At 35.8% G+C, this 22,675-nt stretch carries 25 protein-coding genes and 1 tRNA gene; 15 read left to right on the top strand and 11 right to left on the bottom strand.

From position 1 onward, the window contains the following. Window positions 1–28 precede the first annotated feature (28 nt). The 9 genes from ispF to BGO84_RS14340 all read left to right on the top strand — a co-directional run bounded on the left by ispF (window position 29) and on the right by BGO84_RS14340 (window position 7,851). Complete coding sequence (ispF, locus tag BGO84_RS14380; RefSeq protein ID WP_135104091.1) at window positions 29–508, top strand: 2-C-methyl-D-erythritol 2,4-cyclodiphosphate synthase; 480 nt, start codon at window positions 29–31, stop codon at window positions 506–508. Between the two features lie 19 nt (window positions 509–527). Next, window positions 528–1,205, top strand: coding sequence for a tRNA (5-methylaminomethyl-2-thiouridine)(34)-methyltransferase MnmD (gene mnmD / locus BGO84_RS14375; RefSeq protein WP_291030208.1), 678 nt, complete (start codon window positions 528–530; stop codon window positions 1,203–1,205). Between the two features lie 156 nt (window positions 1,206–1,361). Continuing rightward, window positions 1,362–2,357, top strand: coding sequence for a tRNA dihydrouridine synthase DusB (gene dusB, locus BGO84_RS14370; protein ID WP_291030206.1), 996 nt, complete (start codon window positions 1,362–1,364; stop codon window positions 2,355–2,357). Between the two features lie 160 nt (window positions 2,358–2,517). Continuing rightward, window positions 2,518–3,993, top strand: coding sequence for a cysteine--tRNA ligase (gene cysS, locus BGO84_RS14365; RefSeq protein WP_291030204.1), 1,476 nt, complete (start codon window positions 2,518–2,520; stop codon window positions 3,991–3,993). A gap of 133 nt (window positions 3,994–4,126) precedes the next feature. Next, on the top strand, window positions 4,127–4,828 hold the full coding sequence (locus BGO84_RS14360; protein ID WP_291030202.1) for a DNA alkylation repair protein: 702 nt from the start codon (window positions 4,127–4,129) through the stop codon (window positions 4,826–4,828). Beyond that, complete coding sequence (locus BGO84_RS14355) at window positions 4,825–6,048, top strand: pitrilysin family protein (protein ID WP_291030200.1); 1,224 nt, start codon at window positions 4,825–4,827, stop codon at window positions 6,046–6,048. Before BGO84_RS14360 ends, BGO84_RS14355 begins: the two co-directional genes overlap by 4 nt. Window positions 6,049–6,081: 33 nt before the next feature. Beyond that, a complete protein-coding gene (locus BGO84_RS14350; RefSeq protein ID WP_291030198.1) occupies window positions 6,082–6,780 on the top strand; it encodes a porin family protein in 699 nt (232 codons plus the stop codon). Between the two features lie 83 nt (window positions 6,781–6,863). Next, window positions 6,864–7,148 carry a hypothetical protein gene (locus tag BGO84_RS14345; RefSeq protein ID WP_135104098.1) on the top strand — a complete coding sequence of 95 codons (285 nt, stop codon included), beginning with the start codon at window positions 6,864–6,866 and terminating at the stop codon, window positions 7,146–7,148. A gap of 76 nt (window positions 7,149–7,224) precedes the next feature. Further along, complete coding sequence (locus BGO84_RS14340) at window positions 7,225–7,851, top strand: viroplasmin family protein (RefSeq protein ID WP_018074830.1); 627 nt, start codon at window positions 7,225–7,227, stop codon at window positions 7,849–7,851. 107 nt (window positions 7,852–7,958) lie between these two features. On the opposite strand, the gene htpG is transcribed toward BGO84_RS14340, so the two are convergent. Continuing rightward, complete coding sequence (htpG, locus tag BGO84_RS14335) at window positions 7,959–9,848, bottom strand: molecular chaperone HtpG (RefSeq protein WP_291030196.1); 1,890 nt, start codon at window positions 9,846–9,848, stop codon at window positions 7,959–7,961. 394 nt (window positions 9,849–10,242) lie between these two features. On the opposite strand from htpG, the gene BGO84_RS14330 reads away from it, so the two are divergent. From BGO84_RS14330 to BGO84_RS14305, 6 genes are all read left to right on the top strand, one after another. Beyond that, complete coding sequence (locus BGO84_RS14330; RefSeq protein ID WP_006842745.1) at window positions 10,243–10,776, top strand: RNA polymerase sigma factor; 534 nt, start codon at window positions 10,243–10,245, stop codon at window positions 10,774–10,776. 364 nt (window positions 10,777–11,140) lie between these two features. After that, complete coding sequence (locus BGO84_RS14325; protein WP_135104100.1) at window positions 11,141–11,596, top strand: DUF4494 domain-containing protein; 456 nt, start codon at window positions 11,141–11,143, stop codon at window positions 11,594–11,596. A gap of 49 nt (window positions 11,597–11,645) precedes the next feature. Next, window positions 11,646–12,314, top strand: a complete 669-nt coding sequence (locus tag BGO84_RS14320) for a YggS family pyridoxal phosphate-dependent enzyme (RefSeq protein ID WP_291030194.1) — start codon at window positions 11,646–11,648, stop codon at window positions 12,312–12,314. A gap of 21 nt (window positions 12,315–12,335) precedes the next feature. Then, entirely contained in the window at window positions 12,336–13,277 is a 942-nt protein-coding gene (locus BGO84_RS14315) for a hydrogen peroxide-inducible genes activator (RefSeq protein ID WP_006842748.1), read from the top strand. Window positions 13,278–13,418: 141 nt separating this feature from the next. Continuing rightward, window positions 13,419–14,084, top strand: coding sequence for a hypothetical protein (locus BGO84_RS14310; protein WP_291030192.1), 666 nt, complete (start codon window positions 13,419–13,421; stop codon window positions 14,082–14,084). A 73-nt stretch (window positions 14,085–14,157) separates the two neighbouring features. Continuing rightward, window positions 14,158–14,231: transfer RNA gene (locus tag BGO84_RS14305), tRNA-Ala, on the top strand. Window positions 14,232–14,451: 220 nt separating this feature from the next. On the opposite strand, the gene BGO84_RS14300 is transcribed toward BGO84_RS14305, so the two are convergent. From BGO84_RS14300 to BGO84_RS14255, 10 genes are all read right to left on the bottom strand, one after another. Then, a complete protein-coding gene (locus tag BGO84_RS14300) occupies window positions 14,452–14,700 on the bottom strand; it encodes a hypothetical protein (protein ID WP_291030190.1) in 249 nt (82 codons plus the stop codon). Window positions 14,701–14,819: 119 nt separating this feature from the next. Further along, window positions 14,820–15,227 carry a GFA family protein gene (locus BGO84_RS14295; RefSeq protein WP_291030188.1) on the bottom strand — a complete coding sequence of 136 codons (408 nt, stop codon included), beginning with the start codon at window positions 15,225–15,227 and terminating at the stop codon, window positions 14,820–14,822. A gap of 89 nt (window positions 15,228–15,316) precedes the next feature. Next, window positions 15,317–15,790 carry a GNAT family N-acetyltransferase gene (locus tag BGO84_RS14290; RefSeq protein WP_291030186.1) on the bottom strand — a complete coding sequence of 158 codons (474 nt, stop codon included), beginning with the start codon at window positions 15,788–15,790 and terminating at the stop codon, window positions 15,317–15,319. 63 nt (window positions 15,791–15,853) lie between these two features. Beyond that, window positions 15,854–18,136 (bottom strand): NADP-dependent malic enzyme, encoded by a 2,283-nt coding sequence (locus tag BGO84_RS14285; RefSeq protein ID WP_291030184.1) that lies wholly within the window; start codon window positions 18,134–18,136, stop codon window positions 15,854–15,856. 175 nt (window positions 18,137–18,311) lie between these two features. Next, entirely contained in the window at window positions 18,312–19,325 is a 1,014-nt protein-coding gene (locus tag BGO84_RS14280; RefSeq protein WP_291030182.1) for a S41 family peptidase, read from the bottom strand. 18 nt (window positions 19,326–19,343) lie between these two features. Then, entirely contained in the window at window positions 19,344–20,120 is a 777-nt protein-coding gene (locus BGO84_RS14275; protein ID WP_291030180.1) for a GH25 family lysozyme, read from the bottom strand. A 6-nt stretch (window positions 20,121–20,126) separates the two neighbouring features. Then, window positions 20,127–20,675 (bottom strand): dTDP-4-dehydrorhamnose 3,5-epimerase, encoded by a 549-nt coding sequence (gene rfbC / locus BGO84_RS14270; protein WP_291030178.1) that lies wholly within the window; start codon window positions 20,673–20,675, stop codon window positions 20,127–20,129. A gap of 54 nt (window positions 20,676–20,729) precedes the next feature. Further along, window positions 20,730–21,593: a glucose-1-phosphate thymidylyltransferase RfbA gene (gene rfbA, locus BGO84_RS14265; protein ID WP_291030176.1), complete on the bottom strand. Its 864-nt coding sequence runs from the start codon at window positions 21,591–21,593 to the stop codon at window positions 20,730–20,732. A 199-nt stretch (window positions 21,594–21,792) separates the two neighbouring features. After that, complete coding sequence (rpiB, locus tag BGO84_RS14260; protein WP_291030175.1) at window positions 21,793–22,248, bottom strand: ribose 5-phosphate isomerase B; 456 nt, start codon at window positions 22,246–22,248, stop codon at window positions 21,793–21,795. A gap of 18 nt (window positions 22,249–22,266) precedes the next feature. Then, a partial coding sequence (locus BGO84_RS14255; protein ID WP_291030172.1) for a transketolase C-terminal domain-containing protein occupies window positions 22,267–22,675 on the bottom strand: 409 nt, incomplete at its 5' end.

Here is a 22,675-nt window from a genome sequence, read left to right as displayed (position 1 = left end):
TGTTTCGTAGATAAAGTTATTTGATATAATGAAGATAAGGGTAGGTTTTGGCTATGATGTGCATCGCCTCGCTGATAATAGAGATTTGTGGTTAGGTGGAATCAAGATAGAACATAGTCAGGGACTATTAGGACACTCCGATGCTGATGTGCTTATACATGCTATTTGCGATGCTATTCTTGGTGCGGCAAATTTACGTGATATAGGTTTTCATTTTCCTGATACAGCCGGAGAGTATAAAGATATAGACAGTAAGATCTTATTGAAGAAAACATTAGAGGTGATAACCGAAAAAGGATATAGTATAGGCAATATAGATGCAACTATCTGTGCCGAACGTCCTAAAATAAACCCTCATATCCCTCAGATGCAGAAAGTGATGGCTGAGATTTTAGAAATCTCGGTAGATGATATATCGATAAAAGCAACAACTTCAGAAAAAATGGGGTTTGTAGGTCGTGAGGAAGGTTTTGCCGCATACGCCGTTGCTTTAATTGAAAAAAAGTGATAATTAGACACAAAAAGAAATGAGTGTGAAACCCAAAATAGAATTAACCGCTGATGGGTCTCACACTCTTTTCATGTCCGACCTGAATGAACACTATCATTCGGTAAATGGAGCTATACAAGAATCAACCCACGTATTTATTAAGACAGGATTGCATCATTGCAAAAAAGAGAGTGTCAATATTCTTGAAATTGGTTTTGGAACAGGCTTAAATGCTTTTCTGACAGCATTGGATGTAACCAATACTGAAAGAGTTATTCATTACACAGGGTTAGAGTTATATCCTTTGCCTAAATCAATTATAGAGGAGTTGAACTATTCGGATAAACACTCAGTGCAAGCTAAGGTGTTATATAATAAACTACATGATGCTGATTGGGATAAGGAAGTTCAAATTTTACCTGAGTTTTATTTGTCGAAGATAGAATGTGATTTTACAAAGTTTGATTTCTCCTCACTAAGATCTTCTTTCGATCTCATTTACTTCGATGCATTTGCTCCCGATAAGCAGCCCGAAATGTGGACGCAATCAATCTTTGATTCATTGTACTCTGTTACAGCCCAGAATGGGATATTAGTTACTTATTGTGCTAAAGGTGTTGTGCGTAGAATGTTACAACAAGCAGGCTACAAAACTGAAAGACTTCCCGGACCTCCCGGAAAAAGAGAAATGCTGCGTGCTACAAAAACAGGTTGATGTCTCGTCTCTGTTCTCTGTATTCTTTTTATATTCATTTCCTCAGCGTTTATAATATAGTTAAGATCAATTCTATCTTTTTATCTTCTGATAAAAGATACTTATCTTTGTGCCCGATATTTAATAAATATCTATAAGAATCTACACTATAATATAATGAAAATAGGCAATATAAAATTCTCTGAAAACCCTGTCTTTCTTGCACCTATGGAAGATGTAACAGATATGGGATTTCGTCTTATGTGCAAGCAATTTGGGGCAGATATGGTATATACTGAGTTTGTATCCAGCGATGCACTTATTCGTCATGTGAATAAAACTCAGGCTAAGCTCACCATCAGTGAAGAAGAGCGTCCTGTGGCTATACAAATATACGGAAGGGAAGTCGATGCAATGGTGGAAGCTGCAAAAATCTGTGAAGAAGCCAATCCGAATATTTTGGATATAAACTTTGGATGTCCGGTAAAGAAAGTAGCAGGGAAAGGAGCTGGTTCGGGTATGATGAAAACCCCCGAACTGATGGTTGAAATAACTGCTGCAGTGGTAAAAGCCGTAAAAATCCCTGTAACAGTAAAAACTCGTTTAGGTTGGGATCATGAGTCAAAGATTATTGTGGAGCTGGCAGAGCAATTGCAAGACGTAGGGATACAAGCCTTGACAATACATGGACGCACACGCTCACAGATGTACACAGGAGAGGCCGATTGGAAATTGATTGGCGATGTGAAAAATAACCCTCGTATACATATTCCGATAGTAGGAAATGGTGATGTAACTAGTCCCGAAATATGCAAACGTCGTTTCGACGAAACAGGAGTAGATGCCGTAATGATAGGGCGGGGGAGTATCGGCAGTCCGTGGATATTTGAAGAGGTGAAGCATTATTTGAGAACAGGTGAAACGCTTCCGAAGAAAGAATTCGAATGGTATTTGGATGTTCTAAAAGAGATGATCCGCAAAAATGTTGCTCATTCAGGGGAACGTGGCGGAATTATTCACAGTCGGCGTCATTTGGCTGCAAGCTCATTATTTAAAGGGTTGCCCGATTTTAAGAAAGTAAGAGTGGCGATGTTGCGAACAGAGTCCGTTGATGAACTTTTTGAAATTATGGATACTATACCAGAGCAATTTCAGATGGAATCAAACAATTGAATATAAATTGAGTTTTCGGTAATAGGAATAAAGAAACCTATAACCCCTAAATATTTAATAATACATAGGTTTGGTTACACACTTAATATTCGGTGTGTAACCTCCTTACTTCTATATAATTTTCTTACTTTTGTATTGCTAAAAAAATTACAGACTGTTTATGGAACAAAAATTATTGGTTTACAATACTCTGACACGAAAAAAGGAAGTATTCGAACCGCTTCATGCACCGCATGTGGGGATGTATGTTTGTGGACCAACCGTATACGGAGATGGCCATCTCGGACATGCCCGTCCTGCTATAACATTCGATATACTATTTCGTTATCTCACACATTTAGGTTATAAGGTGCGTTACGTTCGCAATATCACGGATGTGGGGCACTTGGAGAACGATGCCGATGAGGGTGAAGATAAAATAGCCAAAAAAGCACGTTTGGAGCAGTTGGAACCAATGGAAGTTGTTCAGTATTATGTAAATCGCTACCATAAGGCAATGGATGCCTTGAACGTACTGTCTCCATCTATAGAGCCTCATGCTTCGGGGCATATCATAGAGCAGATAGAGGCGATCAAAGGTATATTGAAAGCCGGATATGCATACGAAAGTAATGGCTCGGTTTATTTCGATGTAGAAAAATATAATAAGGATTACGATTATGGTATTCTTTCTCATCGCAATATCGAAGAAATGCTAAACACTACACGTGAGCTCGATGGTCAGGAAGAGAAACGGAGTAGAGTTGACTTTGCTCTGTGGAAAAAAGCTGCACCTGAACATATTATGCGTTGGCCTTCGCCTTGGAGTGATGGTTTTCCCGGGTGGCACATCGAATGTTCAACAATGAGTATAAAATATCTTGGCCGAGAATTTGATATACATGGAGGTGGGCTCGATCTTATGTTCCCCCATCACGAATGTGAAATAGCCCAGAATACGGCAATGGAAAGGCATCAGGTAGTAAGGTACTGGATGCATAACAATATGATAACTATCGGCGGGCAGAAAATGGGTAAATCTCTAGGGAATTTCATTACACTGGATGAATTCTTTACAGGCTCTCATAAAATGCTGGTACAGGCGTATAGCCCTATGACAATTCGTTTCTTTATTTTACAGGCGCATTATCGTAGTACAGTAGATTTCAGTAATGAAGCCCTGCAAGCTGCGGAAAAGAGCCTCGAACGACTTTATGATGCATACGCACGTATAGAGAAAATTCCTGTCTCAGCTACATCTTCTGTAGATGTCAAAAATATTAGGAACAAGTGCTATGAGGCATTAAATGATGATTTGAATTCGGCAATTGTAATAGCGCATCTATGTGAAGCCGGAACAACAATCAATTCTGCAAATGCCGGTAATATAACATTGAGTCAGGAAGATATAAATGAGCTTAAAGAAGTCTTTGATATCTTTTTGTTCGGTATACTCGGTATCCGTAACGATGCAATAGGTGCAAACAGTGGTAATAATGAAGCGTTTGGTAAAGCTGTGGACTTATTGCTCGAGATTCGCCAAAAAGCAAAAGAAAATAAAGATTGGGCAACATCAGACCAGATTCGCAACGAATTGGCTAAAGCTGGATTTGAAATAAAGGATGGCAAGGATGGTGCCGAATGGAAACTGAAATAAGCCGTTTTCTCTTTATCTGAAACATCAATATTTATCTTATTATACATCGAAGGCTATTTTTATGAACTTTAAAAAGTGACAAATGAAAATAGCCTGAAATCTGTCACTTTTGTCACCTTTTATAGAGAATATAATGATAGCTAAACAGATACAAGAAGAGCTAAATGCTTATTCAACTCCTGAAAAACGGGAATTTCTCCCGTACTTTTTCAAAACAGGGAAAGGTCAATATGGAGAAGGTGACAAGTTTCTGGGAGTTGTTGTTCCTGATACTCGAAAAGTAGCTAAGAAATATAAAGATATTCCTTTTACAGAGGTAGCAAAACTTCTCAATAATGAATATCATGAGTGTCGCCTGTGCGCTTTGCTTATTCTCGTAGAGTTATTTAAAAAGACAAAGGACGAGACAAGAAAACAAGAGATTGTAGATTTTTATTTGGCTCATACACATCGTATCAATAACTGGGACTTGGTAGATCTCAGTGCAAAAGATATTGTTGGAGAGTATCTTGTAGATAAAGATAGGTCAGTCTTATATCAATTAGCAGACAGTTCTCTGTTGTGGGATCAACGTATTGCTATTATTGCCACATTCGCATTTATCCGTCGAAACGATTATCAAGATATTTTAGATTTATCCCGACGATTATTATATCATAAGCACGATCTGATGCATAAAGCTATCGGGTGGATGCTAAGAGAGATGGGTAAGAGAGATAAAATGCAATTAACTGATTTTCTCGATCGTTATAGTAAAGAGATGCCTCGTACGATGTTGCGTTACTCAATAGAAAAATTAAGCCCTGAAGAAAGGGCGTTTTACATGAAGAAATGATAAATTATCTCACTCATACATTATCCAACGGACTTCGTATTGTGCACAAACCAATAGAAAGTAATGTTTCTTATTGTGGTTTTATAGTCAATGCAGGTACACGCGATGAAGCTCCCGATCAGTACGGTATGGCTCACTTTGTAGAGCATATGCTGTTTAAAGGTACGGATAAAAGACGGGCGTATCATATTATCAACCGTATGGAAAATGTGGGTGGAGAGCTCAATGCATTTACTAATAAAGAAGAAACGGTTGTTTACTCAGTCTTTCTTGAGCAACACTTTAGCCGTGCGATAGAGTTACTTTCAGACATTACTTTTCATTCGAATTTTCCTCAATCGGAAATCGAAAAAGAAGTAGAGGTTATAATAGACGAAATACATTCGTATGAAGATAGTCCATCAGAACTGATCTTTGATGAATTCGAAAACCTTGTTTTTGATCAGTCCCAGATAGGGCATAATATATTAGGAAGTGCCGAGCTGTTGCAGAACTTTGATGGGCAGATGGCTAAGGCTTTCGTGAACAAATTCTATAATCCTTCCAATATGGTGTTTTTTTCACTTGGAAGAACAGACTTTAAGAAGATTGTTTATTATGCCGAGAAATATTTGTCGGCTATTCCTGATATAAAATCAGATATACAGCGGATAAAGCCGGTTGACATCTCATCAGTAAATAAGAGGGAGGATAAAGAGACTTCGCAGGCACATGTTCTGATTGGCGGACGTTCATATTCATTGTGTGACCCCAATAGAAGAGTCTTGAATCTTTTGAATAACCTTTTGGGTGGCCCGGGAATGAATAGCCGTTTGAATATCTCTTTACGAGAGAAAAGAGGCTATGTATATAACGTAGACTCGTCGATCACATCATATACCGATACGGGGATAACTTCAATTTATTTTGGCTGTGATAAGAAAAATGTGGATAAGTGTATCAGTTTGGTGCATAAAGAATTAAATAGATTAAGAAAAGAGAAGCTTACATCAAGTCAACTAAGTACAGCCAAGAAGCAACTCATTGGGCAGATAGGTGTGATGGGAGACAATCATGAGAATCTGGCATTAGCCTTGGGTAAGAATTTTTTGCATCATAATCACTTCAATACATTGGCGGAAACCGCTCAAAAAATAGAAGCCGTGACGGCAGAACAAATACTGGCTGTGAGTAACGAAATTTTTGATGAAAGAGGTTTGTTTACTTTAATATATGATTAATTCTCTTAACTTTGCATTAACTATACTAACTTTATGAAAACAATCTTAAAAATATTTTTACTTATATCTTTGTTTGTTTGCAGTATTGGAACTATAAATGCTCAGTATCCTAAAAAACGTATCACTTCGGATATACATGTGGGATTAAACCTCGCCGGAATGGATATTAAGAATGAAAATACATATAAGCAAGCCAAAGTAGGAGTTAATATCGGGTTCAATGTAAATTATAAATTCTGGAGTAATATGCAGCTTCAAACAGGGTTGTTTGTTACTAAGAAAGGATTGAAAAGACATATTCATACTGTAGAGAAAAATGGTGATATTTCTGTAACTACCTATGACGGATATTATAATGCCACAGGCAATTATATACAGATGCCTTTTAATTTGGGATATGAATTGTATTTCACGAAGTCATGGGCATTTAATATTAATGGAGGACTATATGCCGCTTATGGATATAAAGGGACAGGTACAACAAGCAGCGTTACAGTGATTTCCGATAATATAGGGAAGCCTGTTGTTACAACGGTTCCTGAGGTCGAATTCGAATCATTTACTCCTGACCGATGGCGAAGGTTCGATTATGGCTTGAACGCGAAAGTTGGTCTGGTGTATGATATATATACAATAAACATAGGGTACGAATATGGGCTCTACAATATTGCATATACCGGTCCTGAATTAAAAAATCGAAACTTTTTTGTTTCGTTCGGATTCAGATTCTAGCCTATTGGTATGTGTTTTATAGTCTGAACTTTGTCTGTCTGATTGTTGTTTTCTATAAATAAAAACCATCAAAAATTATAATCATGGAAAACTTGATAAAAAAACTGCAAGATGAGGTTGGGCTTACATACGAACAGGCCGTTAAAGCTGTTTCTGTAGTTAAAGATTATATGGATAAGGAAGGTCTTGATATAGACTGGGATAAATTCTTTAAAGGAAAAACAGAAGATTTTTTAACTAAGGCTAAAGATTTATTTGAAGACGTGTCGAAGCATACGCAAAGTTATACTGAAAAATTTGTAGATAAGGTTGATGAGTTTGCAGATAAGGCACGAAAAAAAGCTTCTGATTTTTTTAACGAAAAATAATTAGAGTAATAAAAGATTTAGAATATCTGTAAGTACAGCTTACGGATATTTTTGTGATATATACTGTTGGAATAAGGTGGCGAAGAAGAATTTTTATGTGGTGTGGAATGGAGTAAAGACCGGTGTCTACTCTTCATGGGCAGAATGCAAGGCTCAGGTAGAAGGTTATGATGGTGCTATTTATAAATCATTTCCATCGAAACTCGAGGCTGAGAAAGCTTACAATGAAAGTCCTTGGTTGTATGTAGGTAAGAATGCTGAAAAAAAGAAGCAAGTTTCGATACATAACATTCCCGAGATTATAAAAGATAGCCTTTCCGTCGATGCCGCCTGTAGTGGCAATCCCGGTTTGATGGAGTATCGCGGAGTATATGTGAAGACCGGGGAGGAGATTTTCAAACAAGGACCATTTGAGCAAGGGACAAATAATATTGGAGAATTCCTCGCATTGGTACACGGCTTGGCTTTGTTGAAGCAGAAAGGCTTTTCTATTCCCATTTATTCAGATAGTGTAAATGCAATAAAGTGGGTAAAAGAAAAGAAATGTAAGACCAAGCTGGAGCGGATTCCCGAAAATGAATCTCTTTTCTACATGATAGAACGTGCCGAGAACTGGCTTAAAACAAATACTTATACAACTACAATCCTTAAATGGAAAACTGATGAATGGGGTGAGATTCCCGCAGATTTTGGACGGAAGTAAACTTTGGTTTGAAAATTTATTACAATAAATAAACGGAGCAAAATGTCTTCTTTATTTAGTGACATTAAGCTCCGCTATTGCCTGTTAAATTTAATATATTCTGTAGATTATATATTTTCCATATTTCTCTTGATAAAGTTGCTCAAAGCTTCACCTTTCAGCATACCGTTTGACAGCAGAGCTAAATCTATCAATTGACGGATATTTTTATTCTCATTAGCATAAGCACTTACCGCCTCTTTATCTTTGTTATTTATATCAGCCATTATCTTTTTTATTAATGGATGCTCGATGTTTAATACAAGATTATAATTGTTCGGCATCTCACCATAAAATCCCATACCCGACTGCATAGCAGACATTTCTTTCATACGGCGCATAAACTCATTCTGAGTTATTTGTATTGGTTGTGCCTTTTCGTCCAACGATTTGTAGTCGACAGTAAATTCAGTTTTATCAATCTTCGGTAGTTGAGAAGTAAAGGCTTCATTCAACTCTTCTTTTTGTTTATCAGTTAGATTGATCTCTTTGCTGTCTTCTTTCAAGATCAGATTGTCCACTGTGTCACTGTCTACTCGAACAAAGCGACTCTTCTCAAACTTCTGTTCAAGCAGTCCTGCCATATGTACATCTAGTTGACCATCAAATAAGATTACATCATATCCTTTGTCTTTCGCTGTGTTTATGTAAGAGAACTGCTCTTCTTTGTTGCTGGTGTATAGATAAATCAGATTGCCATCCTTATCTGTTTGATCAGAAGATATAAGTGTTTTGTATTCTTCAAATGTGAATGCTTTACCGTCAACGTTCTTCAATAAACAGAACTTTTGAGCACGGTCGTAGAATTTCTCGTCGGTAAGCATGCCATACTCAACAAAGAGCTTGAGACTATCCCATTTGTCTTCGAATTGACTACGATCGTTTTTGAATATTTCTTCCAGCCTGTCTGCAACCTTTTTAGTAATATGATTGGATATCTTTTTTACATTCTGATCACTTTGCAGATACGAGCGAGAAACGTTAAGAGGAATGTCCGGTGAATCCAAGACTCCATGCATCAATGTCAAGAATTCGGGAACTATACCTTCTACTGAATCGGTAACAAATACTTGATTGCTATATAATTGTATCTTGTTGCGATTGAGGTCTATATTGCTTTTAACTTGAGGGAAATATAATATTCCTGTCAGCTTGAACGGATAATCAACGTTTAGATGTATCCAGAACATCGGCTCGTCAGAGAAAGGATATAAGTCTTGGTAGAATTTCTTATAATCTTCATCTTTCAGATCGGCAGGTTTGCGTGTCCATAGGGGATTTGTATCATTTATAACATTGTCTTCTTCTGTCTCTACAGATTTGCCGTCTTTCCATTCTGTTTTCTTTCCGAATATTACGGGTATAGGTAAGAAGCGACAGTATTTTTTTAATAGTTTGTCTATTTCTGCTTTTTCGAGGAAGTTTTTATTCTCATCATCTATATATAAAATAATGTCAGTCCCTCTTTCTGCTTTTTCTACAGCTTCTAACGTAAATTCAGGAGATCCGTCGCAACTCCATTTTACCGCTTGAGCATTTTCTTTGAAAGACTTGGTGATGATCTCTACTTTCTTGGATACCATGAAAGATGAATAAAAACCTAATCCAAAATGTCCAATAATAGAATTAGCGTCTTTCTTGTATTTATCGAGAAACTCGTTTGCTGAAGAAAATGCTATTTGATTGATGTACTTGTCTATTTCTTCATCGGTCATCCCAATACCTTTATCTGAGATTGTAAGAGTACCTTTGTCTTTGTCAATAGATACACTTACCGACAAGCTGCCCATTTCTCCTTTGAATTCTCCTAAAGATGCGTATGTCTTTAATTTTTGAGTAGCATCTACGGCATTAGATACTAATTCACGAAGAAATATTTCATGATCACTATATAAGAATTTTTTGATGATAGGGAAAATGTTTTCGGTCGTAACCCCAATTTTACCAGTTTTTTCCATGTTGTATAATATTTTACCAGTTATATTTGTTAATTATGTATTGTTAAGACAAAATAAATGCCAAAGAGTACCTGAGTGACAATTTGTCGTAGTATGTTAGGTTTATTTTGATTAATTAATGAAGTTTATAGAAATAATTTATAACTTATATTAATATTCAAATAATATTTGAGAATGCATATTATCAGTTGTTTATGTGTTTTGTCTTTGCTTATTTTTCTGAAAAAAAGTATATTTTTATAAAGTTTTTTCTGGTTGATGAAAAAAAGAGTATATTTGTTTTAAGAATTAATGAAAAGAGATTATAAAACAAAGCGTTGTTTTACTATATTTTGGCTTAAAAAGCCATACAAGATTACTTAATTTGCATTAGCCGACTAAAAATTACAAAAAAATGACAACACTAAATAATACTTATAAAGGATTTGAAGACAGGTTAATAGACTTGCAAAATAATATGTTGAACTTTGCACTAACTCTAACATCCAATAGAGAAGAGGCGAAAGATTTGTTGCAAGAAACAACTTTACGTGCTTTGGACAACAAAGAGAAATATTATGAAAACGTAAACTTCAAAGGTTGGGTTTTTACTATCATGCATAATATTTTTGTGAATAACTATCGTCGTGTAGTTCGCAGTCAGACTATGATAGATCAAACTGAAAATTTATATCATTTAAATTTACCTCAAGATTCAGGTTTTGATACACCAGAAGGCGCATATACGGTATCTGAAATAGTAAAAGTGATAAATAGTTTTGCCGACGAATATAAAGTTCCTTTTACAATGCACGTGTCGGGTTATAAATATGAAGAAATTGCTCAACAACTAGGTTTACCAATAGGTACGGTTAAGAGTCGTATTTTCTTTGCTCGTAAACGTCTTCAAGAACTGCTGAACGATTATAAATATCAAGACAGAGAATAATATAGAAATTATTTAAATAATAAACGAAAGCCTGCAGTGTAATTGCAGGCTTTTTTTGAGACAGAAAGCTCTCTTTATTCTAACATATATATTAATTTATTATTTTAAAATATCCTGCCTTTATGTTATTATTACTATCTCATAAGTTGAATAATAATAAAAAAGATGAGGTTAAATATTTTTTGAGAAATATAGATTTTTATAGCTTAAATATACATAGATTTGTTCTTTATTTTCTTTTTTTTGTGATAGAAGAATCTTATAATTAAGCAATAGAGAACTTTTATCAATTGATAGATATAATGAATTAAATTGTTTATATTTGTATCAATAAATTATAGATTAAAACAATAACCTAGACTATATGCATAATTGGTTTGAATGCAAAGTAAGCTACGAAAAAGTACTGGAAAATGGTATGCAAAAGAAAGTAACTGAACCATATTTAGTAGATGCACTATCTTTCACCGAGGCGGAAGCCCGTATAATTGAAGAAATAAAACCTTATATATCCGGAGAATTTACAATAGCAGATATTAAAAGAGCTAAATTGTCTGAATTATTCTTTAATGATAATGGAGATCGTTTTTTTAAAGCTAAAGTAATGTTTATTAGTTTGGATGAAAAAAGTGGAACGGAAAAGAAAACAGCAGTACAAATGCTAGCTCAGGCATCTGATATAAAAGAAGCACTGAAGGTTGTAGAAAAAGGCATGGAGGGAACCTTGGCTGATTATACTATTGCTTCATTATCCGAGACTACTATTATGGATGTGTTTCCTTATTCAGAAGACGAAAAGAAGAAAGTAGTATTGGTATGATTTGCCATAAAATTATGGTTGATAAATTATATTGTGTTACCGGCTTGAAATGAATATATCAGATAACTTACATAAAATAAAAGAGACTTTACCTGAGACTGTAAAACTTGTCGCTGTATCTAAATTTCATCCTGTAGAAGCTATACAGAAACTTTATGATAACGGTCAACGGGTTTTTGGTGAAAGTCGGATGCAAGAGGTAGATCTGAAGCATAGTAAGTTGCCACAAGATATAGAATGGCACTTTATAGGTCATCTTCAAACAAATAAAGTGAAAGCAATCGTTCCATATGTTCATACTATTCATAGTGTTGATAGTTGGAAGCTTTTACAGGAAATAGATAAGCAGGCAACAAGTGTAAATAAGCGTATTTGCTGTCTTTTAGAAATTCATATTGCAGAAGAGGATTCTAAATATGGCTTATCATTTGATACTTGTCGGCAGATGCTGGATGAAGGTCTTTGGGAGCAGTTGAAGTGTGCATATATTGGAGGGGTAATGGGTATGGCTACCTTTACGGACAATGTAGACCTCATAAGAACAGAGTTTCGTAGCCTGAAACTATTCTATGATGAACTTAAAGCAGATTATTTCCATGATTTTGATTCGTTTTCCGAAATTTCTATGGGAATGTCTGATGATTATGAAATAGCAGTGGAGGAGGGAGCTACTATAGTACGAGTAGGTTCTTCAATATTTGGACAAAGAGAATACTAACACTAACTAAATACCGTAGATATGAACATACAGCAACTGGAGTATATTATTGCAGTGGACAATCACCGCCACTTTGCAAAAGCGGCTGAAGCCTCTTTTGTAACGCAGCCTACCCTAAGTATGATGATCCAGAAATTGGAAGATGAACTGGGGGTTAAAATATTTGATCGTAGTCAGTTGCCTGTTCAGCCAACTGTTATTGGTATTCAGATCATAAATCAGGCTCGTGTCATTGTATCGCAAGTAAAGCAGATAAAAGAAATAATCCAAGAAGAAAAAGGAATAGTACAAGGAGTGTTTAAATTGGGTATAATCCCTACTATCGCGCCTTATTTATTGCCGAAACTTATGAAGGTTCATGACGAAAATGGTTATGATATTGTTTTGGTAATAGAAGAAACTACAACCGGTCAGATAATAGAGAAGTTGTTGAATGGGGCTTTAGATGGAGCGATATTGGCTACACCTCTGAAAAATGACAAAATATCGGAACATCCTATATATTACGAACGATTCTATGCTTACGTTTCTCCCCGCGAAACGTCACTCTATGCAAAAAAAGAGCTGGAAGAAGATGATCTGAATATAAACCGTTTGTGGTTGCTTGAAGAAGTTCATTGTTTCAGAGGGCAAATATTGAGAATCTGTAATATGCGTAAGCGTAAAAGCTCACATTCTTTATTCTCTTATGAAGCAGGAAGCATAAGCACATTGATCAATATTGTAGATAACAATAGCGGGCTTACTATTATTCCCGAAATGGCAATAGAAGATCTTACCGAACAACAAAAAAAGAATGTGCGTCCACTGAAAGGTATTTCGCCGGTAAGAGAAATCAGCTTGGTTACTCGTAAAGAATTTTTGAGAGAAAGAGTTTTGGATATAATAATTTCGGAAATAAAGCAATCGGTACCCCAACCTCTATTGAGTTTAGAGCTAAAAAAGTTCGTTGTGGATATTTGATCTGAATTTTCTGTATAACATAATATAAGAAAGTCCTGAAACTATCAGGACTTTCACTGTTTAAGTAGAATAAATACTGAATTATTTGTAGATTAATAAATACTTTATTTTCTTTGTTAAAGCTTTAAATAAATGCCTGTTATGAAAAACAAATATCTTCTTCTATCATTATTCTTTAGTCTCTTCTGGGTATCATTGGAACTGCAAGCTCAAGAAGACAATGTATATATATTCGATGAATTTAAAAATGGAAAAGCTGTATATAAAAATGGCGCAGTTGTATATGCAAAACTTAATTATGATCCTTTAAATCAAAGAATGCTCTTCCTCTCACCTTCGGATAATGCTTTACTAGAGATAGTCAATCCTTCGGATATTTCATATATCAATATTGAAGGGCGAATGTTTGAGCAAATAAAAGGCAATTTATTCTACGAACGGATTAATTATAATAACTTCATTTTTTATATACAATGGAGATATAAAGCTGTATCGGAGGGAAAACCGAGTGGTTATGGTATGACATCTACAACAAGTGCTATTACGAGTGTAAGTGTAATTAACAAAGAAGGACGTGCTATTCCACTGAACGTTTCCGAGAAATTTAATTACAAGCCTGATAATTTCTATTATATAAAGATCAATAATACACAGAAGCGCTTTTCTTCACCAGACTCATTAGCAAAGTTATTTAAAGTTCACAAAGAAGAAATCAAGAAATATATTAAGGAAAATAAGCTGGATTTTGATAATCCGGAAGATATTAAGTCTGCTGTGGAATATTGCTCGCAGTATACAGTTAAATAGAGTTAAGTTCTCTTTTTATTTATACATCTGGCATTATTAGCGAAAATTGTATATATTTGCACAGCTTTCATCGGGGGCATTAGCTCATCTGGCTAGAGCGTTAGACTGGCAGTCTAAAGGTGATCGGTTCGAGTCCGATATGCTCCACAATAATTTTAAACTCCTCATACAGAAATGTGTGGGGATTTTATTTTAATTAAAATATGTGAAATATAAGTAAGCAATTCCTATAATAGTATTAATGCATCCGTGGCTAATCTTATTTGCATAGTCATTAGAATTACCTTCTAAATATTTAAGTGGTTTAGGAAACCCTATGAGTTTAAGGAAGTAAAATCTGATTCTGGCTCTTACAAAACGAGCAAAGTCATATATTATATTTCTCATGAAGTTCATTTTCGTCTTCCGTATAATCTTTGATTTTGTTTTCTATTTTATCTCTCATTTCACTAGACAACATATTGTTTTTTAATAAATGGATATCTTGTATTAAATTTTCGATAAGAGCCCAATCTTTATCTACCAATATATTTTTCTCTTTAGCATTAGCAAAACGAGCAAAGTTATCTATATTTTGATACTTTAAATATATTGTAATTTTCTGTTTGGTTATCATAACTATCTTTTAAAATATTCCATAAATTTAACAATTTCTCTCCAATCTTCACAAAAGAGTTAGATTCTTTGTTCTATTTCCAAACAAGTACTTAATATTTTATGAACGACTTATATCACTTATAATGGGAGCTCTTCAAATATTTGAATTTTGTGTAAATCATTATCCCAATTAGCCTTGTGCGAAAAATATATATGACCTTGTGGGACAATAGAAATATCTGTATAAAGGCAGCCTGCGGGAACAACAAGCAAACTTCCATGCATCTGAATATTTGGAAGTGCAGAGCCGCAATCGAGGCAGAAACTTTTAATATGTCCTGATGATTCGAAATCAAAGGTCTTAATGTTGTCTTCTCCTGATAACCATATTAATTTAGCTGTCGTAGAAAATAAGTTTGCAGCATGGGCAGAGCCTGTATCTTTACGACAATATTCACAATGGCAGAGGAAGAAACGTTCAAAAGTCCCTATTATTTCAAACGCAACTTTACCACATAAGCAGGTTCCTTTATGTTTTTTATTCATACTGATTTGTTTTGTGTAAAGCTAACAATTTCCATGAAATCTTCACTAAAGAATAAACCTTAGTTATTACACATTCAATTGAATAATACTTATAAGCATCTTAGTATGTAATAATTATTATCTAAGTCATAAATATAACCGTTGGCTAAAAGAGCTTTGCATGATGCTACATTTTCTTGTTCCGGTTGAACTATTATTGCCTCTGGATTTTTGTCCCGGATTATTTTATTTGTAAGAATTCTCACAATTTCTTTGCCATATCCTCTCCTTAGAAAATTTTCTTCTCCAATTAAATAATCAATACTATATATTTTGTTTGGACATTCCACCGAATACCAATCTTCCTTGGCGTCGAAGCAATCATAAAATTGACAAAATCCAATAGGCCTATTATTCTCAAGGACAATATAGTGAGATAAGAAGTTAAAGCTTCCTTCTCTTTCTTCTATTTCATGAATCCATTCATCAGCATCATGGTACCATTGCAGGATATAGTCCTTATGTAACCATTCGCTTAATAACTCGATGTCCGAATCTTGTACCGGAGTTAAAGTCAGTTGCATTCTTTTTCTTATGATCAGTATAATATAGCTTTTTACCCTTCAATATTTCCCGAAGCAACATACTTACTTATTTTGTAGGCTGTTTGCAATTGCATCTACAACAGCTACGGCCGTTAAGTTGACTATGTCTCTTACTGAACTTTCTATATCTGTAAAGTGGACAGCTTTGCGCAATCCCATCTGAATTGGTCCTAAGCTCTCACCTGCAATACCCAACTCCATCAATAGCTTACTGGATATATTGGCTGAGCTTAAATTGGGGAATATCAATGTATTTACATCCTTTCCTTTAAGAGTGTTGAATGGGAATGCTTTATCTCTTAGCTCTTTATTCATCGCAAAATTCAGCTGCATTTCTCCATCAATATTATAATCTGGATAATTTTCATGAAAATATCTTACTGCATTTGCTATACTTTTAGGGCTTCCGTTATCATCAGCTCCGTAGTTGGAAAACGAGAGCATTGCAATCACCGGCTCAGTAGAGAAATATTGTACAGTGTCGTGTGCCAGTTTTACTATTTCGATCAATACATCTTCTTCCGGCCAACGATTAATAAGTGTGTCAGCAAGAAAATAAGGGCCTCTTTTTGTTTGTACAATATGCATGGCTGCAAAATGTTTATACTGAGGTTTTAATCCGATGACCTCCAATGCTGTTTTTGCAAACTCACGGTAGTGGCTATATATCCCTGTGATAACTGCATCAGCATCGCCAGTCTCTACCATCATCATTCCGAAATAGTTGCGGTCACTCATTTTCTCGAATGCTTCTTGGTAGCGGATACCTTCTCTAGACTTCTTCTCGCTCAATAGCTGAGCATAGCGTGCTCTGCGTACATCCTCAGATATATTTCTGTGATTTATTATTTTTATTCCATTGAGGTCAAGTCCATTCTCTTTGGCTATATTTTGTATTCGCTCTTCACTACCCAGTAAAATAGGTTCACACAGATTATCTTTATACGCAATAATGGCAGCTTTTATAGTATTAACGTGGTTTCCTTCACAATATACAACACGTTTTCTTTCGCTTTTGGCAAGAGCTGTCAGACGGTGGATTAGCTTGTTGCTGTATCCCATCATCTCTGATATCCTGTTTTGGTACTCTACCCAGTCGGTGATTGTCTTTTGAGCTACTCCACTCTCTATTGCGGCTTTGGCTACGGCGGTGGATACTGATGTTAACAATCTTGGGTCTAGCGGTTTCGGGATAATATAGTCTTTTCCAAAAGTCAATTTCTTTATTTCATAGGCTGAATTAATAACATCCGGAACCAGCTCTTTTGCAAGGTCGGCTATCGCTCTAGATGCAGCGAGTTTCATTTCCTCGTTTATTGTTGTAGCTCTTACATCTAATGCGCCTCTGAAAATGTATGGAAATCCCAAAACATTATTTACCTGATTGGGGTAATCGGAACGGCCGGTAGCAAAAATAATATCATCGCGAGATTCCATTGCTTCTTCGTACGAAATTTCAGGATTCGGATTCGCTAAAGCAAATACTATCGGATTATTATTCATTTTCCGTATCATTTCCTTTGTAAGAATATCAGCAGTAGATAATCCTAAGAAAACGTCTGCTCCTTCGATCGCCTGTTCTAGCGTTGTAATATCGCTATCGATCGCAAATTCTTTTTTAGTATCTGTTAAGTTAGGGCGTTTGGTAGTGATTACACCTTTGCTATCGCACATAATGATGTTTTCTTTTTTCACACCAAATCTCATATACAGATTTGTACATGCTATGGCAGAAGCTCCGGCTCCATTTACTACAAGTTTTATTTTGGATATATCTTTATTCGTTATATCTAATGCATTTATCAAAGCTGCTGCAGAAATGATTGCTGTGCCATGTTGGTCGTCATGCATTACCGGAATATCAAGCTCTTCTCTTAATCTTCTTTCTATTTCGAAACATTCGGGTGCTTTTATATCCTCTAGGTTAATACCCCCGAAAGTAGGAGAAATTGCCTTTACTGTTTGGATGAATTTTTCAGGATCTTTTTCATCCACCTCAATATCAAAAACATCAATACCTGCGAATATTTTAAATAAGAGCCCTTTGCCCTCCATGACAGGTTTGCCTGCCAGTGCGCCAATATCGCCTAACCCAAGTACTGCTGTCCCATTCGAAATAACAGCAACTAGATTCCCTTTGGTCGTATATTCATACGCCAATTGAGGCTCTTTTTCTATTTCGAGACATGGTTCTGCCACCCCCGGAGAATATGCCAGAGACAGATCCATTTGAGTACTATGCGGCTTAGTAGGTACAACCTCTATTTTTCCGGGTCTTCCACTTCTGTGATATTTCAAGGCGGCTTCTTTTGTAACTTTAGGCATGATTATTAATGTTTTACAGGTTTGTAGATGAAATCTCTGCTTTATACAAAGTTATACAAAATGAATTTCAAAATATTTATATTTTAATAAATCATTTTGATCTTTATTATATGTTGTATAACACCTGTGTGGCGTTATATGTTTTGTAATTGGTTTGTATTTAGATTTTTTAATTTCAAAAAGATAGGTTTTCGCTAGAGCTTTTAATTATTTCTTTCCCTTTTTCTATTATTGTGTCTATACCCTTGTCCATATCTGCTTCTGTCATGTCTATTTTAATGTCCGGATCGATTCCAAATTCCAGTTGATTCATTTCTGCATCCATGATAGGAGATGCAGAAAAACGTATAGACCAACCGTTCGGTAATTCTGAAGAAAATGGAAGTCCACTTCCTCCGCCGGTTTTGTCGCCAACTATAGTTGCATTGGGAGCATATCGCATAGCATTAACAAAATCATTCGCTGCACTGTAGCAACTACGATTTGTAAGTATAACCACTTTCTTTTGGTACTTGACACCATTTGTCGGTTCTACATATATTTCATATGGTTTGGAAAAGTCATCGTGTCCTTTTCCAGTTTTATGTCTCATATAACCAACCAATGTTTTTTCGTTAAAGAAATGGGATGCCAGTCTATCGCTATTGGACATCAGGCCTCCTCCATTATCTCTCACATCGAGAATGATACCATCACATAGTGCAAACCGGTCGAGCACTTGATTGATATTTCCTTCGCCGATACCACTCGAAAAGCTGCCATAATATATATATCCTATATTATTATCCAACAGCTTGTACTTAAGTCCTCCCGCAATACCATAATCTGTTCCGAGATAGTTTTTTTGTATCTTAGAGTCGAAGTTGTCGGGATAATCTTCAAACCATTTCCAATAACGAGCTACATTGTGCGAGGCAACTAGATTTACGTGTCCATCCTGTACCTCCGCAAGCATTTCGCCTAAGACAGCAAATAATGCATCGTTATCCATATTTTCGCTTATACGTTGCGAATAACGATTATAGACCTCGTTCCAATCTACGTCCTTATAATTAAAAAAGCAATAATGCTCATCCATAATTTGCCAAAGAGCCTCGAAGTTTCCCTTCTTTGAGCTCTCGAACTTATCTTCCTTAAAACAAGATGTAAAAAAGAAACAGGCGAATATGGCAATATATAGATACTTCATCAGCTTAATTTTGAGTGTTCAAGGTAGTAATAATTCTTTAAACTCGTTGAATGTATATCGATAGTAATTCAAATCAACATGCCCGTCTACTCCCGGTAACTCTCCTTTATGGGAAAATTGCCATATTTTCCAGTTATTAACATCGTCTGATGGCTCGTTGTGTAGATCACACATCCATATAATATTCTTAGTGAAATTACCTTTTATATATAGCTTATAACAGTCTCTGTTGGTATAAATTATAGGATGAACTCCAAAATGTTCATAGAGCTTATTTTCCATTATTTTAAGCTCTTTGACAACAGTACCTACAAATTCTTTGTCTTTGCTATACGGGTTTGCCGGAGAATGTTCCACGTCTATAGCAGGAATCAGGTCTCCGCTATTAAATTTTGCTGTTTTAAGAAAATGTTTTGCCTGTTCTTCTCCCGATAAGGCAAACGTATAGAAATGATATGAGCCTACCTTTATATTAGACTTTCGAGCCAGATCATAATTGAAAGGATAATTCCGGTCTTCATGTGTCGTCCCTTCTGTCGATTTAAGATAAGCGAATGTTATATCTTGTTCCATTACATTATCCCAATTAAGAATTGGATTATGATGTGAAACATCTATACCCTTCACAAAATATTTACTAGAATCGAAAGATTCGGGTTCTTCAAAAAATCCTTTAATAACGAAGAAAGCTGCAATACCTAAGCATACAGCTACACTCATCGACAGGATATATTTCTTTAAATTACTTTTTTTAGATTTTCTCCTGTTTACCCTTTTTCGTACTGTTTTTGCCATTTACTCTTAGTCAAATAAAATAGCTTCGGATAACAATTTTCCGGCTTTATCTTTGGGTGATAAGATTAGTTCTTTTTCATCTATTCCCCAGTTGATAGCGACTGATGGATCACTCCACAGTAGAGACGCTTCATGTGCAGGAGCATATACGTTATCTACTTTGTAAGAAAAAATCGCTTCTTGACTAAGCACCAAAAAACCATGAGCAATACCTCTTGGCATAAATAGTTGCTTTTTATTTTCTTCTGTTAGCTCTACTGCCAGATATTGTCCAAAAGTAGGAGAGCTTTTCCTTAAATCAACTACAACATCCAGAACAGATCCCTTAAGTGCTCTAACTAATTTAGCCTGAGAATATTCTCCTATTTGATAATGTAATCCTCTTAGTACTCCACGAGTAGACTTAGATTCATTATCTTGAATAAAATCAATCTTACCGATGTGCTCATCGAAAAGATTTTTCTTATATGACTCCATAAAGTATCCTCTCTCATCATTAAATACTTTAGGCTCTATTACCCAGACTCCCTTGATGGATTGTTCCGTAAATTTCATTTTTCAGTATACGATTTCTTGTTGATATAATGTGTTTCTATTTTTATGTGATTTTTACTTGACCAAACTTAAGATATATTGTCCGTAAGCTGTTTTATCTAGTTTTTGCCCAAGGGTAGCCAGCTGATCATCATCAATCCACTTGTTGCGCCATGCAATTTCTTCGATACAAGAAACATAGAATCCTTGTCTATTCTGTATTGTTTCTACGTAGTTTCCTGCCTCTAGTAAGCTATCACAATTTCCTGTGTCAAGCCATGCAAAACCACGACCAAATAATTGTACTTCTAACGTTCCTTCTTCCAAGTAGCATTTATTTAGGTCTGTAATTTCATACTCACCTCTTGCCGATGGTTTTAAAGCTTTAGCCTTCTCTGTTACCGTTTTATCATAAAAATATAGTCCCGGTACAGCATAGTTTGATTTTGGCTTTTGAGGTTTTTCTTCCAGAGATAACACTTTTTTTGACTCATCAAACTCTACAACACCGTATGCACGAGGATCTTTTACGTAGTATCCGAATATACAGGCGCCGGTTTCGATAGAGGCCGCTTTTTTTAGCATCTGCGAAAAGTTTTGCCCATGAAACATATTATCGCCGAGGATAAGGCAACCCGGCTCACCATCCAAGAATTTCTCTCCAAGAACAAAAGCCTGTGCAAGCCCGTTCGGAACCTCTTGTGTCACATATTCGAATTTCATGCCTAGTTCTTCCCCTGTGCCGAGTAGCTCTCTGAACATAGGGAGATCACGAGGAGTAGATATAACCAATATTTCCCGAATACCTGCCAGCATAAGTGTTGATAGCGGATAATAAACCATTGGCTTGTCGTACACAGGCATTATCTGTTTCGATATTGCTTTAGAGAGTGGGAAAAGTCGTGTAGCACTTCCTCCGGCAAGAATAATTCCTTTCATAGTGTTTATGTTTATATAAATAGCAATACACAAAAATAGTAAATCTAGCGTATGATTCGAGTATATATCGAGAATAGTTTATTGTTGCATGCTCTTTTTGCCGATGTTGACTATTTACTCAAAATAGAAGTTTAGAATATATAAAAAATAGAGGCACTCTAACGAAATGCCTCCATTTATTTTATTTATAATAACCAGATTAGATGCAAGGGATTTTGTCGATGCGTCTCTGATGTCTTCCTCCTTCGAAAGGAGTATTGAAGAAGGCTTCTACCATTTGAGAAGCTTCCTCAGGAGAAATCATTCTTCCCGGTAATGCAAGTACATTCGCATTATTGTGTGCTCTTGCTAATTGAGTTATTTCTACATTCCAGCAAAGCGCGCTACGTACTTTCTTATGCTTGTTCAATGTCATATTAATGCCATTGCCTGTACCACAAACAGCAACACCAAAATCGCATTCGCCATTGTCAATAGCTGTTCCCAATTTATGACCATAGTCAGAATAATCGGTACTTTCTGTAGAATAAGTTCCATAGTCAATATATTTAACTCCCTGTTGATCAAAGAGGCTGATAATATATTGCTTTATAGAATATCCAGCATGATCGCTAGCCAATCCTATCGGTTTATCTCCTTGTATCGTAATTGTCATTGTTTTTTGTTTTTTATATTACTTCAGATATTCTTTGACCTGTTTATATACATTATCAGGTGTAAAGCCTAGTTTTTCGTCAAGTACTTTGTAAGGAGCGGAAAACCCGAAAGAATTCATACCCCAAATTTTTCCATTGTCGCCAACGAGCCCAAGTAATGTCACGGGTAGCCCGGCCGTCAATCCGAACTTTTTCTTGTCCTGCGGCAATACGGTTTCCTGGTATTCTTTACTTTGTGTGCGGAATACTCCCTCGGATGGAACGGAAACAATACGAGTTTTTATGCCGTCTTCTTTCAGCAGTTTTGCCCCGTCAACGAGTGTCGATACTTCCGATCCTGAAGCCAGCAGGATGATGTCGTAGTTCGCGTCTTCCTCCACTATATATGCTCCTTTCTCTGTTTGAAGAGCTTCTGTATATCGGTTT

The organism is Dysgonomonas sp. 37-18, from assembly GCF_001899125.1.
Classification (GTDB): Bacteria; Bacteroidota; Bacteroidia; order Bacteroidales; family Dysgonomonadaceae; genus Dysgonomonas.
Note: the sequence above shows the minus strand (reverse complement) of the source record. Positions and strands in the feature narration are given on the sequence as shown.